The sequence below is a fragment of the Paraburkholderia sp. SSBN10T genome (genome assembly GCF_056619545.1).
The window spans coordinates 105,618-120,366 of the sequence record NZ_JBWQQI010000015.1 but is presented as its reverse complement, the minus strand read 5'-3'; the positions used below and the strand labels follow the sequence as shown (position 1 = coordinate 120,366).

Annotated in this window: 12 protein-coding genes; 7 read left to right on the top strand and 5 right to left on the bottom strand. The window is 65.2% G+C overall.

From position 1 onward, the window contains the following. Window positions 1-77: 77 nt before the first annotated feature. A complete protein-coding gene (locus AC1ECK_RS22580; protein ID WP_480322898.1) occupies window positions 78-596 on the bottom strand; it encodes a hypothetical protein in 519 nt (172 codons plus the stop codon). Between the two features lie 340 nt (window positions 597-936). On the opposite strand from AC1ECK_RS22580, the gene AC1ECK_RS22575 reads away from it, so the two are divergent. Both AC1ECK_RS22575 and AC1ECK_RS22570 read left to right on the top strand, forming a co-directional pair. After that, window positions 937-1,500, top strand: a complete 564-nt coding sequence (locus tag AC1ECK_RS22575) for a DapH/DapD/GlmU-related protein (RefSeq protein ID WP_480323054.1) — start codon at window positions 937-939, stop codon at window positions 1,498-1,500. Between the two features lie 277 nt (window positions 1,501-1,777). Then, window positions 1,778-3,538: an FAD-dependent oxidoreductase gene (locus AC1ECK_RS22570; RefSeq protein WP_480322896.1), complete on the top strand. Its 1,761-nt coding sequence runs from the start codon at window positions 1,778-1,780 to the stop codon at window positions 3,536-3,538. 138 nt (window positions 3,539-3,676) lie between these two features. Here the strand turns inward: AC1ECK_RS22570 and AC1ECK_RS22565 are convergent, their stop codons facing one another. Next, window positions 3,677-4,873, bottom strand: coding sequence for a glycosyltransferase (locus tag AC1ECK_RS22565; protein ID WP_480322894.1), 1,197 nt, complete (start codon window positions 4,871-4,873; stop codon window positions 3,677-3,679). Window positions 4,874-4,881: 8 nt separating this feature from the next. Further along, the gene (locus AC1ECK_RS22560) at window positions 4,882-6,297 is read right to left on the bottom strand and encodes a hypothetical protein (protein WP_480322892.1); all 1,416 of its coding nucleotides are present in this window, start codon (window positions 6,295-6,297) and stop codon (window positions 4,882-4,884) included. Between the two features lie 566 nt (window positions 6,298-6,863). On the opposite strand from AC1ECK_RS22560, the gene AC1ECK_RS22555 reads away from it, so the two are divergent. Beyond that, complete coding sequence (locus tag AC1ECK_RS22555) at window positions 6,864-8,030, top strand: acyltransferase family protein (RefSeq protein WP_480322890.1); 1,167 nt, start codon at window positions 6,864-6,866, stop codon at window positions 8,028-8,030. Between the two features lie 13 nt (window positions 8,031-8,043). After that, window positions 8,044-9,213 carry an acyltransferase family protein gene (locus AC1ECK_RS22550; RefSeq protein ID WP_480322888.1) on the top strand — a complete coding sequence of 390 codons (1,170 nt, stop codon included), beginning with the start codon at window positions 8,044-8,046 and terminating at the stop codon, window positions 9,211-9,213. Between the two features lie 66 nt (window positions 9,214-9,279). Here AC1ECK_RS22550 and AC1ECK_RS22545 read toward each other — a convergent pair whose 3' ends face one another. Then, window positions 9,280-10,530: a glycosyltransferase gene (locus tag AC1ECK_RS22545; RefSeq protein ID WP_480322886.1), complete on the bottom strand. Its 1,251-nt coding sequence runs from the start codon at window positions 10,528-10,530 to the stop codon at window positions 9,280-9,282. 164 nt (window positions 10,531-10,694) lie between these two features. On the opposite strand from AC1ECK_RS22545, the gene AC1ECK_RS22540 reads away from it, so the two are divergent. Genes AC1ECK_RS22540 through rfbC form a run of 3 tightly spaced genes read left to right on the top strand, consistent with a single transcriptional unit; the run spans window position 10,695 to window position 13,665 of the window. Further along, window positions 10,695-11,912, top strand: coding sequence for an oligosaccharide flippase family protein (locus AC1ECK_RS22540; protein WP_480322884.1), 1,218 nt, complete (start codon window positions 10,695-10,697; stop codon window positions 11,910-11,912). After that, window positions 11,912-12,985 carry a glycosyltransferase family 4 protein gene (locus AC1ECK_RS22535; RefSeq protein ID WP_480322882.1) on the top strand — a complete coding sequence of 358 codons (1,074 nt, stop codon included), beginning with the start codon at window positions 11,912-11,914 and terminating at the stop codon, window positions 12,983-12,985. Before AC1ECK_RS22540 ends, AC1ECK_RS22535 begins: the two co-directional genes overlap by 1 nt. After that, on the top strand, window positions 12,982-13,665 hold the full coding sequence (gene rfbC / locus AC1ECK_RS22530; RefSeq protein ID WP_480322880.1) for a dTDP-4-dehydrorhamnose 3,5-epimerase: 684 nt from the start codon (window positions 12,982-12,984) through the stop codon (window positions 13,663-13,665). The genes AC1ECK_RS22535 and rfbC overlap by 4 nt, the downstream gene beginning before the upstream one ends. 87 nt (window positions 13,666-13,752) lie before the next feature. Here rfbC and AC1ECK_RS22525 read toward each other — a convergent pair whose 3' ends face one another. Continuing rightward, a complete protein-coding gene (locus AC1ECK_RS22525; protein WP_480322878.1) occupies window positions 13,753-14,709 on the bottom strand; it encodes an EamA family transporter in 957 nt (318 codons plus the stop codon). Window positions 14,710-14,749: the final 40 nt, after the last annotated feature.

Below are 14,749 nucleotides of genomic sequence, written 5' to 3'. Positions count from 1 at the left end.
TCGCCGGGTTGATCCGGCGAGTGCTGTCACCAGCTCGATGGGGACGATGGTGTGGCCGACGCGGATCGCGCCGCGGCCTACCAAGGCATCTTGTAGATGTCGTGACGCGCGGCGCCGCTTGCGGTGCCGTTGCCATAGAGCTGCTGCGCCGCGTTGACCGGCGTCTGCGTCAGCGTCGCAGTGCCGGTGCCGGTGCCGGGCGCACCTGCGCCGGGTTTGACCGCATTCGCACCCGCGCCGATTGCCGCGCCGCCAGGCTGCGGCGTCCCCGGGTTGGTCAGCATGTGCTCGACCGGCGTCACACCACGGCCTTGCGGATTGGCCGCGGCCGCCGGGACGTTTTGATCGAGGCGGTTATCGGCAGTCTGGTTGCGGTACACGTCGCCATACGCAGCCGGACCGCCGAGCAGCGACGCATCGCCGGTGCCCGGCGCGAACGCACCGCCGCCGTTGCCGGCGCGGGTCGCCGCGGCAGCCGCGCCTTCGGCCTCGGCAGCGGGCGCATCGCCGTAGGTGGCGAGCGCCTGGCCATATGCGGCACTGCAGGCGAGAACCAGTGAGAAGGAGAGCGCGATGCGCAGGGCAAGAGCATTCATCAGTAGCGTCCGGGCTCGTCAGGGGGCGACGCACGCAATCGCGCTGCGTCATCCTAATGGTAGTGTCAACCGCGCTGTGTCCCTCATCAGATGCCAGTTCAAAGACGACAAAGCCTGTGCACATCAAGCCAATCGGCGCTAGCAAAAACGAAACCTCGTGAGGACTGTGCACAATTTCTTACACGATGCTACAAGGCGGAAAAGCGCCTCCCGGAGACAGCGGACGACTGTCCGCGCAGAGCATAGCGGGATACAGGTGGAGCGCAATATTCACATGAAACGCGACGAACTCGACGCAGCGCTGGATTGGCAAGCGGATGCCGTCACGGCGACTTCGGCCATGCCACACGTGATCGATCTGAGCCTTGCCGGCAAGGGCAATTACGTGCGGCGCGTGAGCCGCCTCACCGAGGCCGTGTGGTTCGTGATCGAAGCCTGTGTGATCAACAACAAGCTGGTGCCGTTTTCGGCGCTGCGGGTGGCGTTGTTGCGCCTGTTCGGCGCGAAGATCGGGCCTAACTGCCGCTTCGTGCATCCGCTGCGCGTGAAGGCGCCGTGGAATCTCGAGGTCGGTACGAACTGCTGGTTCGGCGTCGATGCATGGATCTACAACCAGGCGCCGATTCGCATCGGCGCGAACGTGTGCATTTCGCAGGGCACGCTGCTGACTGCCGGCTCGCACGACTATGCCACCAATATGGACTTGCACGTCGCGCCCATCGTGATCGAAGACGGTGTGTGGATTTCCTCGAAATGCGTGGTGCAGATGGGCGTGACGATCGGCCACTCCGCGCTCGTTACACCGCTCTCCGTGGTACATCGCTCGCTTGCTGCCGAGGGCGTGTATGGCGGAAATCCCGTGCGCTTTATCAGGAAGCGCTTCGCGCACCAACGCGTGCCGTAATGCGTGATACCGAACACCGCGATTCGCGGGATGCGTGAAAGATAGATTGCAGTACTTGACGTACCCGGACCGGTTCAGCCGGGCGACAGCTACCGCCGCGAGCGGCATGTCGAAAAGCAGCGCAGAAGGGCCCGAACATGTACCACCGGATGCCGTCGCGGGCCAGGCGCCGGCGTCGCAAGTACGTGAAGCGAGGACCGACCCCGGCGCTGCTTGCGAACTCAGGGTGGCCGGCGTGAAGTGCCGGTAAGGCTGCACAAGAATCACGGGAGCGGGGATGTTCATCGACAGCCGGGGTGTGGAAGAGCGGTCGGTCATCGGGACCACCGTTTGCATTATCGGGGCAGGCGTGGCCGGTATCACGTTCGCGCTCGAAATGAACCAGTTGGGCATCGACACGTGCCTGCTGGAGAGCGGCGGCTATACGGCCGACGACGAGACGCGCGACCTGTATCGCGGCGAGAATGTCGGCATTCCCTATACGTTTGCGGACGGCAGCCGCAGCCGTTTTCTCGGCGGCAGCAGCAATTGCTGGGGCGGCTGGTGCCGTCCGCTCGATCCCTGGGACTTCGAAAAGCGCGACTGGGTTCAGGACAGCGGCTGGCCCTTCGGCCTCGAGGAACTCAAGCCGTACTACGAACGCACCCACGGCCTGCTGAAGCTCGGGCCGCAAAATTTCGATCCGGCCTACTGGGAAGCGGCGATCGGCCGTGCCGATGTGCGCCGGCACCCGCTGCCGAGCGGCAACGTGCGCGACACCATCTCGCAGTTCAGCCCGCCCGTGCGCTTCGGCAAGCTGTATCGCAGCGAGTTGCAGAAATCGCGCTACGTGCGCGTGTTTCTCAACGGCAATGCGCTCGATATCGAAACCGATGGCGAAGCCCAGCAGGTCTCCCGCATTCAGGTCGGCACGCTGAGCGGCCGGCGTTTCGCGGTGGCCGCCAAGGTGTTCGTGCTGGCTACCGGCGGCATCGAGAACGCCCGGCTGCTGCTGGCGGCCAACAAGGTGCAGGCGGCGGGTCTCGGTAACGGCCACGATCTCGTGGGCCGCTATTTCATGGACCATCCGCGCATCATGTCGGGCAGCATCCGCTTTAACCCGGCATGGGCGCGCAACAAGCTATACGACATCAAATACCACTACCAGAACGACGCGGTGAAGGCGCACGGCCAGCATATCTCGTCGCAGTTCGCGCTGACCCCGCAGGTGCTCGAGCGCGAGAAGCTGCTGAATGCGCGCGTGTGGTTCTATTCGATGTTCTACGGCGAAAACACCGCTGGCGCCGAGGCGTTGATCCGCTGCAAGCAGGCCTTGCTGAAGAAAGACCAGCCGGGCTGGAGTCTGCGCCGCGATCTCGTGACCATGGCCATGCATCCGGTCGAGGCCGGGTGCTTCGGCGCCGCTCGCCTGTTTCAGCCGCGCTCGCTGATCACCGACGTGAAGTTTCAGACCATCGTCGAGGCCGAGCCCAACCGCGATAGCCGCGTGACCTTGTCGACCCAGCGCGACCGGCTCGGCATGAATCGCGTCAAGGTGGACTGGCAACTGACCGATCTGGTGAAGCGAACCTTCGATCGCACCAATGCGTTGCTTGCCTGGGAGATGCAACTGGGCGGCGTGGCGAGCGTATCGCTCGATGCGCCGCTCGAAGGACGGCCGTGGCCGGCGCAACTGGAAGGCACCTGGCATCATATGGGCACCACGCGCATGCACGCTTCGCCGCGCCACGGCGTGGTGGACGGCGATTGCAAGGTGCACGGCATCGCCAACCTGTATGTGGCCGGCAGTTCGGTGTTCCCGACCGTCGGCGCGAACTTTCCGACCATCACCATCGTGGCCTTGACGTTGCGGCTGGCCGAGCACATTGCGGCGGCGCTGAAGGGGCGCGACGGCGCGCAACTGGCGAGCCTGGGCGCGCTGACTCCGGCGCCGGCGGCGAGCGGCGAACCGGTAGGCGAGAAACTGCCGTTTGCAGCCGAGGTACGGCCCGAGGTGCGGCCGATGGGGAAGGATCTGCTGTTTCTCGCCAAGAAGTGAAGGAGGCCTACGGAGTGAAGGGCGGATACGGGCCGCTGGATCAGACCAGGTTCGCCACGCCGCTGCGCCACCGCACCGCTCGCTGTTGCGCGCCGCCTTGCTTTGTGGCGCCCGCTCGCCGTGCAGTGTGTGATTCGCCTAACCCTGTTCGAGCGCGAGCGGGCGTTCCTGCGGCCCCTGCTTGCCGCGCCCTTGCTGTAACACCCGCAGCAGATCGGCCGACATCGCTTCCACCGTGAAATGTTGCTCGAAACAGTGCAACGCTTGCGCCCGCATCGTGGCTACCGCAGCGGGGTCGAGCTGCAGCCAGCGCGTGAGATTCGCGAGCGTGCCTTCGACGCTGTCGGGTGCGACGAAGCCCGCACCCTCCGCTTCGACCTCGCGCCAGATATTCACCTTGTCGGAGATCAGCGCGGGCAGGCCGCAGGCTAGCGCCTCGGCCACCGCGATGCCGAAGTTCTCCTGATGCGAGGGCAGTACGAAGGCGTCGCTGGCGTAGAACGCCCCCCACTTTTCGTCGCCTTGCAGCATGCCGGTCCAGGTGACGCGCGGTGCAATCCCCAGTTCCGCCGCGAGTGTTTTTAGCGCCGGGGTCCACTCGCTGTTGTCGGGGCCGGCCATCACCAGGTGCAGCGACGTATCGCGCTCGCAGAGCGTGGTGAATGCCTTCAGCAGCAGATCGCAGCCTTTCTTCGGATGGATGCGGCCGAGAAACAGGAGCAGGCGGCGCTCGCGCAAGGCCGGTTGTGCCGCATAAAACGCGGCGCGCAGAGTGACGGCATCGGCGGGCGGCCGGTTCGTGCCGAATGCCACGACTTCTTCGTTGGCGCGATAGAGCCTGAACGACTCGCGCGCGAGCCTGCGCTCTTCCTCTGCAGTGAAGATCACTCGCGTCGCATCGCGCAGCACCCGGTATTCAGCCCACGGCCAATAAAGGCACTTCTTCAGATGCTTGAGCGGATAGGTGCGCTTGAACCACGGGTCGAGCATGCCGTGCGGAAACACATAATAGGGCACGCTGCTATGGCGCAGCGCTTGCCATGTCGCATAACTGGGGTATTGCCAGAGTCCGTTGACGATGACCGCGTCGAACTCGGCGGCATGGGCCTGCAGCCACGGCACGAGGTTAGGCGTGTAGCCGTAGAACCCCTTGGCGGGTCCGAGCGCATGCACCGGCAGCGGGAAGGTGTCGAGCCACGCCGCCGCCGGATTGTCGACGCTGGCGACCTCGACCTGATGACCGAGCGCCGTCAGGCTCAGACCGCTTTGCCGCACGCTTTCAGTGGGGCCGCCGGCGCGGGGATCGAGGGTCGGCAGCAGATGCAGAAGCTTCATCGGCGCACTCATGACTGGGCTTTGCCGCGCAGGCCAGGCGGCAACTGGGCGAGACCCGGACGGCCGTCGAGGCTGCCGTGCGGCCATTGCGGCGCGGGCGACATGGTCGGCACGCGGTGCGGGCGGCCCACGTGGCGCGCGGCGCGCACCCGCATGGTCTGCGCAATGCGGCCATAGGTGGCCACCAGCATGCCAAGTGCGACGCCGAACACGAGCCCCGAAAAACGCGGCCCCAGCGGGTTGCCGCCGATCGAGGTGGCCGGCAGCGCGGCGAGCAGCAGAATGGAGCGGCCGAGTACCGGCAGATACAGCAGGTTCGGCATGCGGCGCCGCCATTCGCGATGGGCGAGCGTGCCCTTGTAGAGCGCATAGAGGATCGCGAACGGCATGCCGATGCCGAACAGGAGACCGCCCGCGAACAACTGGTAGACCCAGAAGTTGTGGCCCGCCACCCACTCCTGGATAGCGAAGAAATCCTTCGCGCTCATCTGCCCCTGGAGGTCGGGCAGGAAGCTTGGCGAATAGCGATACAGGTGCCCATATCCTTCGCCGGTGAGCAACGCGGCCGACGACGAGGTCACCTGGTCGTACTGGTTCTTCATTTCGGCGAGGCGCGTGATGGTGGTCGGATCGACGCCGGCTTCGGTTTCCCTGGAGGCGAAGATGCGCTGGGTCCAGTGCGCGGATACGGCCGGGAACAGCGCGGCGACGCCGGCCACGGTCACGCAGATCAACAGGCCGATCACGATCGAGCGCGTGGCCGCGCGAATCAGATGCCTCAGTGAAGTCGCGCTCAGCCACGTGGCGAGCAGAAACAGCAACGCTGTGCCGAGCAGCAGCGAGCGGGTCACGCTCAGCAGTTCGATCACGATAGTGGCGAAAAACAGCGCCAGCGCGAAACGCGTGTAGCGCTTGGCGACGACGAATTCATGCAGCAGCACCGCTTGCAGCGCGAGGAAGGTGACCGAGACGATGCGAAAGCGCACCTTGTCGAGACCGCCGCCGGTGGCGACGCCGTACATGAAGCTGAACACGAGCGAGATGATCATGGCCCACAGCAAGGCCTTTTCGATCTGTGCGAGCCGCACGTCGCTCCACGGATGGCAGGCCACGGCGTAGCCGAGCAGAAACAGCAGGAACGGCAGCAGCACGCGTAGATAGTTGCCGGCCTGATTGCCCTGCATGGCCTGCGTCAAGGCGCTGCCTAGAATCGTCAGCAGCAGCGCGAAGGTGACGACCTTGCGCATGTGCGAGCGGTACTCGAAGCGCGGCGCGATCAACAGCAGAAGAAAGCCCGCGCCCACCGAGGGGACGACGAGCAGGATCTGCGCGAGATGGCTGGCGGCATCTTCGGAGGCCTTGAAGTCGAGTGCGAGCGGCATGAGGAATAGCCAGATCCAGACGCCGGTGAACTTGTTGCGCACGATTGGGTTCTCCTTATGCTGCAGGTGCGGCAGTTGCGGCAAGGTCGCTAGCAATGTACGAGCCCGCGGCACTGCTGTCCGTGTGGCAAACCACGCAAGGCGCACAGCGCGCAGCGTGGAGCGCACGCAGGTAGCGGCATGAGGGAGAACGGCGCGCGGGGCGCGACGTGAGGGCGCCGGGCGGACGCGCTCCGGACGCTATGCGGGCTTGCGCCGCTGCCGCAGTCGGGCGCGGCGCGCAAGGACATAAGCCGTGTGCAAACGGGTTGTCGCATGGTCGTTTCCATGGCCCCGCATTCCCCCAATCATTGCTTCGAATATAGCAGCGCGTCCCTCTGCATCTGCCGGCCTGGGAGGGGGGCGGCGTCTGGCGGCTAGTCTTCGGCGTGAATCGACTGGCAGATGGGTGGTGCAGCGCGGCGCGGCGTTGGACTTCGCCAACAGTGAGTGCGCCTGGCCGCGAACGGCGTGATGTTGGCGGATGGAACCGGACCTGTCACAAGAAGATAAGAGGACAGATGGCGGAAATCGGTTTGAACAGATCAATTCCGTAGCCGGGGGAAATCATGCGCTGGTTCGGCACCGACAATTCGAAGGGACCTCAACGCTCGATCGAGCTCGATTTCATTCGGGGCATCGCCATCATCGCCGTGATGGGCTTTCACTTTCATACGGTGCACACGGGCAGCACGCTGATCGCCGTCATCGAATACCCGCTGAAAAGCTTCGGCAAGGAAGGCGTCAACCTGTTCTTCACGCTGAGCGGCTTTCTCGTAGGCGGGCTGCTGCTCAAGCAGTATGCCAAGGTGGGGCACATCGACGCGCGCCGCTTCATCATCCGGCGGATCTTCAAGATCTGGCCTGCTTACTACGTGCTGATCCTGTTCCACGTATTCGCCGGCCGTCATCCCACCAGCACGTTCCTGGTGCAGAACCTGACACATATGCAGAACTATCTGGGCACCTCGATCACGCAGACCTGGAGCCTCGCGGTCGAAGAACACTTTTATCTGTTTCTACCGGCGCTGCTGTCGGTCGTGGTGATGCTCAGACTGCGCGCGAACGCGATTCTGGCGACGTTGCTGGCGATCTGCGCAATCGTGCTGGCGGCGCGCTGCGTGGTGGTGGCGAAGGGCGATCTCGATGCGGCGTTTTTCTACACGCAGTATCGGATCGACAGTTTGCTGTTCGGCGTGATCCTGGCCGCCGTGTACTGGATGAAGCCGGAGCTGTACCGGCGGCTTGCCGCGTACAGGAAGACGCTGATCGCCATGGTAGTGGGGGTGGTTGCATGGCTCGTGCTGGCGACGAGAGATATCCCGCTCGACGAAAGCATCGGCTACACGATCCAGGCGCTCGGCTTTTGCGCGCTGATCGTGCTGACCATCGAGTATTCGCACAAGCTGCGCGAGGCTTGGCTGTTTCGCGCGGTAGCCTGGATCGGCGTCTACTCGTACGGAATTTATCTGTGGCATTCGCTGGCCCTCGCACCAGGCGACATGCTGATCCGCAAGTTCGCGGCCCTGCATGTGCCCGCGATCGCCGCGTGGGCGCCGGTGCTGATCGCGCAGTTTGTGATTGCCATCGCAATCGGCTACGTGACGACACGCGCGGTGGAGTTTCCGTTCCTGCGTCTGCGCGATGCGATTTTCCCGGCGCGCCGCAAGGGCCTGAAGGGCGAGGGCATGCCGGAGGAACTGGAAGTGCCGGCGGTCGGCGGACACGTTTTGTAAAGGAAACGCATCGATGACGATCCAGCGGCGTCTTGCAGTACTCGATGCGGGACGCGCGCTCGCGATCCTCGGCGTAATCGCCGTCCATCTGTCGCCGTGGTTCGTCGATCTGCCGGTGTGGATCGCGACGCTCTCGCGCTTCGGACAGTACGGCGTGCAGACTTTCTTCGTCATCAGCGCCATCACCATCTGCACCACGCTCGAAGGCGATGCACGCCGTTACTCGAGCCGCGATACCTGCCGGCGCTTTTACATCAAGCGCTTTTTCCGCATCGCGCCGCTGTATTTCGTGGGGCTTGCAGCTTATGCGCTCATCGACGACAGCGCGCTGCTGATGCATTCGCGCATGCTGCTGCCGCACGGCCTCGTGGACGTGTTCGCCAATCTGCTGTTTATCCACGAGTGGGTGCCGGGCGCAATCAATAGCGTGGTGCCGGGCGGCTGGTCGATCGGCGTCGAGATGTTTTTCTATCTGCTGGCGCCGGCCTTGTTTGCCGCTTGCCGCACGGTTCGCGGGCTGACGGCTGCGAGCCTGCTGGTGATGCTCATCTGTGCCGCCTTCTGGTATGCGGGGCCGTGTTCGCATGCGCGGGGCTGCCTCGTGCAGAACAATGAGTTCTATTACTTCTGGCCGCCCGCGCAGTTGCCGTGTTTCGTCGTGGGCATCTGGATATGGCGTCTGGCCCGCCCGGTGCTTGCGGGCGACCAGCGGCTCGGGCCGCTCGAGCTGTCCGGCACGGTGACAATGGGCGCGCTATGCGGTGTATTGCTGTATCTGTGCGGGGTCGGTGACGGACTGAGCCACGGGCTTGCGCCTTTTTTCGCCGCGTGCCTGTCGGCCGCGTTGCTTCTGCTGATGTCGGGGTTTCCTGAAGCAGTCCTGAGTTTGAAGATTCTGTCCGCGCTGGGCCAGTATAGCTACGGCGTCTACATCTGGAACTTTGCCGGCATTGTCGTCATTCGAGCCGTGCTGAAGCTAGGTGTGTTTAGCGGTGCGGCGCTCGCGTATCCGCTGACCGGCTATCTCGCGGCGCTTGCACTGGTGACGCTTGGCGCGTATCTCGGAGCGCGCACGACGGCGCGGTATATCGAGGAACCGATCTCGCGGCTCGCCCGCGAACGCTGGCTTGAACCGGCGGGCGGTGCGGTGCGTAGCGTCCAGGGGCCGGGGGCGGCGGGGTGAGCGGCGCTCGGTTGGGTTCGACAAGCCGGTTTGCAGATGCGGGACTGATTTGCCAGGTGAGTCCGCTTATGTCGGCGCGGCGCCAGGATGGCATGCACTTGCGGTCCACACCTTCGGGCTTTCGAGCAGCGCCGCTTGCAAGGTCTGCTTGAAATGAGCGAGCGTATTGCGCTCGAGCAGATGCGGGCCGTTCGCCGCGCCGGGGGGCTGCCAGTTCTGCGCGAGCAGCGTATCGAGCGCCTGATTGATCGAATCGGGCGCGAGTTCGTCGATTACCGGGCCCAGCTCGCCGTTGCGGCAAAACCAGCCGATCAGGCCATCGGCTGTCGCGATCAGCGGCTTGCCGAAGCGGTAGGCTTGCACCAACACGCCGCTCATTCCGTAGTGCCCTTTGTAGCCGAGCCAGATCACGTCGCAGGCGGAGAAGAGCGCCTGTTCGGTGGCGGTATCGATGAATCGGTCCAGCACCACCGGCTCCGACGCCAGTTGTGTCAGCGCCTTGAGCAAGGGGGCCCGCACTTCCATATCCTGAACGCCGGCGATCACGAGCGTCGGGGCGTCGTCGCGGGCGGCCAGCGCATCGACGAGTTCGAAAATGCCTTTGCGCTCGCTGATCGTGCCGTACACCAGCACGAACTGACCGTAAGCGGCGAGACCGAGCTGCTCGCGGGCATCCCACGGATCGAGCGGCGCGGCTTCGGGGCACGGGTCGGCCAGATACTGCACCGGCGCGGCGCCGGGCTCGGGATGGTTGGCGCACCAGTCGGCCAGCGTCGGGTCGATTGTGAGCAGCGTCTTCAGGCCGCCCGTGCGAATCGCACGCCGAAACAATTGCCCTTTGACCGCATTGACGAGCGGGCGGCGTGGTGTACGTACGCCGGCTTCGTGATGATGAAACGTTGCGCGCATCGTAATGCCGAGCCAGGGTGTGGCGCCGAACGGTGAGCCGAGTAAAGGCAAGGCATAGAAGAAGTAGTCGAGATACGGCACCACCACCTGCACCACGCGGTACTCCCGGCTGACGGTGCGATAGATATGCTGAAAGTGGCGAAAGAAGCGCACGTAGCTGAGCGAACCGATGCCGGGAGGGCCGGCGTCGGCGGGCGGATCGACGAAGCTGATCTGTAGGTCTGCCGAGGCATCGATCCCGTTGCCGGCGGCGAGACGTTGCGCGAGCGGGTGGGTGGCGTTGGCCGAGGCGGTCACGATCACGCACTGATAGCCCGCGTCGACACACGCCTGCGCGGTCCATTCGGCATAGCGCCAGCGGTGACCCGTGAAGTCTGGTTCGATGACGAGGATAGTGTCTTTTGTCATACCCCAAAGGTAACGAAAAACATTGTCCGGGGCCTGCACGGGGCCGATATCGGCTAGGAGATGGCGGTCCCCGCATAAACAGCCGCGTTACCGTGTCAGAGATGGATTGCGCATGTAAAAAGGGGAGGGCATCCGTGAGATCGATCAGGGCTCCGCTTGTCTCGATGAGACCTGCATTCGACGGCAGCGCGGCGACCTGGGTATTGATCCAGCAGGTGGTTGTCCGTGGATTGGTCGCGTTGAAGTTTCTTGCGATCGGCCGCATGCTCGGGCCGGCGGCGATCGGCAGCGTCAGCGTGGCCTTGCTGGCGGTGGCGATTGCCGAGGCGCTCAGCGAGACCGGCCTCGCCCAGGCCGTGGTGCAGGCGAAGGTTATCCCGAGCCGTGCGGAACTCGGTGCGGTGTGGACCACGCTAACCGCACGCGGCATGCTGATTGCGCTGTTGCTGATCGCGCTCGCGCCATTGATGAATGCGCAGTTCCATCTGGGTGGCTCGCTGGTGCTGCTGCAACTGGCCGCCGCGCTGCCGCTGATTCGCGGCCTCGCGTCCCCCGCTTACTACATGGTGCAGCGCGAGCGGCGCTTCCAGCAACTGGCCGGTGTCGAAACCTCGTCGGCATGCGCTGATTGCGCGATCGGCCTTGCTTGCGCATGGGGTGGCGCCGGCGCCTTCGCGGTGCTGATCGGCATGATCGCCGGCGAAGCGCTCAAGACCATGCTGAGCTGGACCACCATGGGTCCCCGGCCGCCGGTGCGGCTCGTGTGGCACGGCATCGGCCACTACGTGAATTTCAGCCGCTGGATCTGGGCCGGCAGCGTCGTCAACCTGCTGCTCAACCAGTTCGACAAGGTGCTGGTCGCCAAACTGCTCGGCCCGGTGGCGCTCGGCGCCTATCAGATGTCGTCGAAGCTCGCGCAGATGTTGCTTGCCGATGCGGCGATCGCGCTCGGCCAGTATCTGTTTCCGACCTTCTCCGCGCATCATCGGCGCGAAGACGGTTCGGCGGCCAGACTGTTCGCGCGCTACATGGCGATCATCGTGATCGGCCTCGTGGCGGTGGTGCTGGTGCTGCGCTGGACCGCGGCGCCGCTCTTCATGCTGGTGCTCGGGCCGGCGTGGATGTCGGCCGTGCCGCTCTTCAGGATCTTCGTCATCAACATGGCGATCGGCGCGGTGATCGCCATGCTGGTCGCGTACCTGCGCGCCGTCGGCGCACCGAAAGCGGCCACCGAGGCTTCGGTGCTGCAGGTGGTCGCGCTCGTCGTCATCGTGCCGCCCGCCACCCATCTGTGGGGCGTGACCGGCGTAGCATGGGCGTTGACAGTGGGCCTGAGCGCGAGCGCAGCCTGGATGCTCTATCGGATCCTGAAGAGGGCGTGATGCGAATTCTTCATCTGGTTCTTGCGCCGCGGCTCTCGGGCGCCGAAGTGCTCGCGAAAGACCTCGCGATCCATCAGCAGACGCACGGCGACACGGTGGGCGTGACCTCGTTGCTGCCGCAACAGGACGACTTCGTTGCGCTGCGCGGCGAGCTCGAAGCGCAACAGGTGGCTTGCCTGTTCCCGGTCGTCACTCACGGCAGCCTCGGCAAGCTGTGGCATCTGTATCAGGCGATTCGCCGTTTCAAACCCGACGTGCTGCTTGCGCATGCAACCATTCCGGCGTTCTATGCGCGGGCCTTGCCGGTGCGGGTGCCGGTGATCTATGTGATGCATTCGGCGGCCAACGACTTCGAGCGCTCGCTGTTTCGCCGCGTCGAGCGGCTGCTGTCGAGCCGGGCGCGGGCGGTGATCGGCGTGTCGGAGAGCAACCTCAAGGACTACGTTGCCGCGATTGGCCGTCATCCGCTGATGCAGGTGATTCCGAACGGCGTCGATACGCGCCGCTTCGTCTGCACGACGCAGGCCGACGCCACGCGTGCGGGCAGCCCGCTGCAGATCGTGCAGATTGGCCGCTATAACGCGGTCAAGAACCAGTTGCAGACGGTGAGCGCGTTTGCCGAGGCGCTGCAAGCAGTCCCCGAGGCGCGGCTGCTGCTGGCCGGGGTCGTCGAAGATCCGGCGTACTTCGCGGCAATAGAGGCGCGCGTGCGCGAGCTTGGACTCGAGACACGGGTCGTCATGCACGGTCCGCGCGGTGACGTCTCGCGCCTCTTGACCGAGTCGGGCGTATTTGTCATGCCGTCGCGTTCGGAAGGGCACAGCATCGCGTTTCTCGAAGCGCTGGCGACGGGGATTCCGGTGGTCGCCAGCACGATCGACGCGTTCGCTTTCGCGCGCGATTTTCCCGGTGTGCAATTGCTCGATACCGCCGACACCGGCGCCTATGCGCAGGCGCTGGTCGCGGCGCTGCGGCAGCCGCGCGTGGCGCGCCCGCTGGCAGGTCTGACGCTCAACGACACCGCCGAGCAGTACCAGGCGATTACACGCCGGGTGGCAGGTGCGCCGGCATGAATACCCGTCATTCGCAACCGGCACGGCAGGGCGCGACGCATGGCGGGAGAAGCGCGGCCGAACGGCTTGCCAGCCGCAGCATCCGGGCGCGTCGCGGCAAGGCGGCGCCTGTTTACGGGGCAGGCGCCACGACTTTGAAGGTCACGCGCACGGCGCTCCCGGAAGTGAAAATCGTCGAATCGGAGTTGTTCTGCGACGAGTTGGGCAGCGCGTTCGAGACCTTCAATGCCGACGAATTTGCGCGCCACGTGGCCGCGGGTGTCGAGTTCGTGCAGGACGATCATTCGCGCTCGCGACGCGGCGTGCTGCGCGGCCTGCACTATCAGATCCAGCATCCGCAGGGCAAGCTCGTGCGGGTCGTGGCCGGCGACGTGTTCGACGTGGCGGTGGACATCCGCCTCAGCTCGCATAACTTCGGCAAGTGGATCGGCGTGCATCTGAGCGCCGACAACCGCCGGCAAATGTGGGTGCCGCCGGGGTTCGCGCATGGCTTCGTCGTGATGTCGGAGATGGCCGAGTGCCTGTGCAAGGCCACCGACTACTGGTATCCCGAACACGAGCGCAGCATCCTGTGGAGCGATCCGGATATCGGCATCGACTGGCCGATCGAGTTCGCGCCGATTCTGGCCGCCAAGGATGAGGCCGGCAAGCGTTTGTACGAGGCGGAGTATTACGCGTAGTTTTTTACGCCCTCGATATCCTCGATCTTCGCGCTCCGCTCAAATCCCCGTCGCACGCAGCCGCTGCTTGCCCCACCGACGCGGCGTTCAGGGCGCCGCCAGCACCACCCCCAAACTGGCGCTGACAACCAGCAGCATGCCTGCCAGTTGCGGCAAGGTCAGCGGCTGACGCAGCACGACGAAGCCGGCGAGCGCACCGATGGCCGGTTCGATACTCATCAGGATGCCGAACGAGGAGGCGCGCATATTACGCAGCGCGACCATTTCCAGCGCATACGGCAGGAGCGGCACCAGCACCGCGAGACCGGCGCAGACGCCGAGTTGCGCGAGCGGGATGTGGCCGCCGCTTTCGACAAGGCCGAACGGCGTCGCTGCCACGGCGGCGGCGAGCAGCGACACCGACAGTCCCTCTAGGCCCACGAACAGCGCGCCAGTTTTTTTCATCAGCACGATATAGCTGCCCCAGCCGAACGCCGCGCCGAGCGCCAGCAGCACGCCGAGCGGGTCGCCGACCCAGCCGGCGCGATCGTGGGCGAGCAACAGTACCCCGGCGATGGCGAGAACCGGCCACACGAGCGCTCGCAGACGGCGCACGCCGAAGGTGGCGACCGTGAGCGGGCCGAGGAAATCGATCGCGACCGCCAGACCCAGCGGGATGCGCTGGAGCGCCGCGAAGAAGCACAGCGTCATGCCCGCCATCGCCACGCCCAGCGTGCCGGCGGCGAGCCAGTGCGAGCGGGCATAGCTGCGCAAGGGCGGGCGGACGATCAATGCCAGCACGCCGGCTGCCCAGCATAGCCGCAGCCACGTCGTGCTGAACGAGCCGTAGGCCGTCATCGCGGGCGCGGACAGGGCCGCGCCGAACTGCACGCTCGACATCGACAGCATGGCGAGCAATGCCGCCAGGCCGGCCGCGCGCCGCGCTGCGCCGCCGGGTGTCGCAGAGGGCGGGGAGGCCGCCGCGCCATGCGCATCATGCGTGCCTTCAGCGCCCGCGGCGCCGTCTACCCCGGGAGCCGGGGCGAGCATGTGGTCGTCCTGCATGAAAGTCTCTTCGAATGATGTGCGCTCATCATAATCGCGC

Excerpts from the sequence above, each read along its gene's own strand:
- AC1ECK_RS22580 (WP_480322898.1), bottom strand. The coding sequence starts at position 596 with ATGAATGCTCTTGCCCTGCGCATCGCGCTCTCCTTCTCACTGGTTCTC.
- AC1ECK_RS22575 (WP_480323054.1), top strand. The coding sequence starts at position 937 with ATGCCACACGTGATCGATCTGAGCCTTGCCGGCAAGGGCAATTACGTG.
- AC1ECK_RS22570 (WP_480322896.1), top strand. The coding sequence starts at position 1,778 with ATGTTCATCGACAGCCGGGGTGTGGAAGAGCGGTCGGTCATCGGGACC.
- AC1ECK_RS22565 (WP_480322894.1), bottom strand. The coding sequence starts at position 4,873 with ATGAAGCTTCTGCATCTGCTGCCGACCCTCGATCCCCGCGCCGGCGGC.
- AC1ECK_RS22555 (WP_480322890.1), top strand. The coding sequence starts at position 6,864 with ATGCGCTGGTTCGGCACCGACAATTCGAAGGGACCTCAACGCTCGATC.
- AC1ECK_RS22550 (WP_480322888.1), top strand. The coding sequence starts at position 8,044 with ATGACGATCCAGCGGCGTCTTGCAGTACTCGATGCGGGACGCGCGCTC.
- AC1ECK_RS22545 (WP_480322886.1), bottom strand. The coding sequence starts at position 10,530 with ATGACAAAAGACACTATCCTCGTCATCGAACCAGACTTCACGGGTCAC.
- AC1ECK_RS22540 (WP_480322884.1), top strand. The coding sequence starts at position 10,695 with ATGAGACCTGCATTCGACGGCAGCGCGGCGACCTGGGTATTGATCCAG.
- AC1ECK_RS22535 (WP_480322882.1), top strand. The coding sequence starts at position 11,912 with ATGCGAATTCTTCATCTGGTTCTTGCGCCGCGGCTCTCGGGCGCCGAA.
- rfbC (WP_480322880.1), top strand. The coding sequence starts at position 12,982 with ATGAATACCCGTCATTCGCAACCGGCACGGCAGGGCGCGACGCATGGC.
- AC1ECK_RS22525 (WP_480322878.1), bottom strand. The coding sequence starts at position 14,709 with ATGCAGGACGACCACATGCTCGCCCCGGCTCCCGGGGTAGACGGCGCC.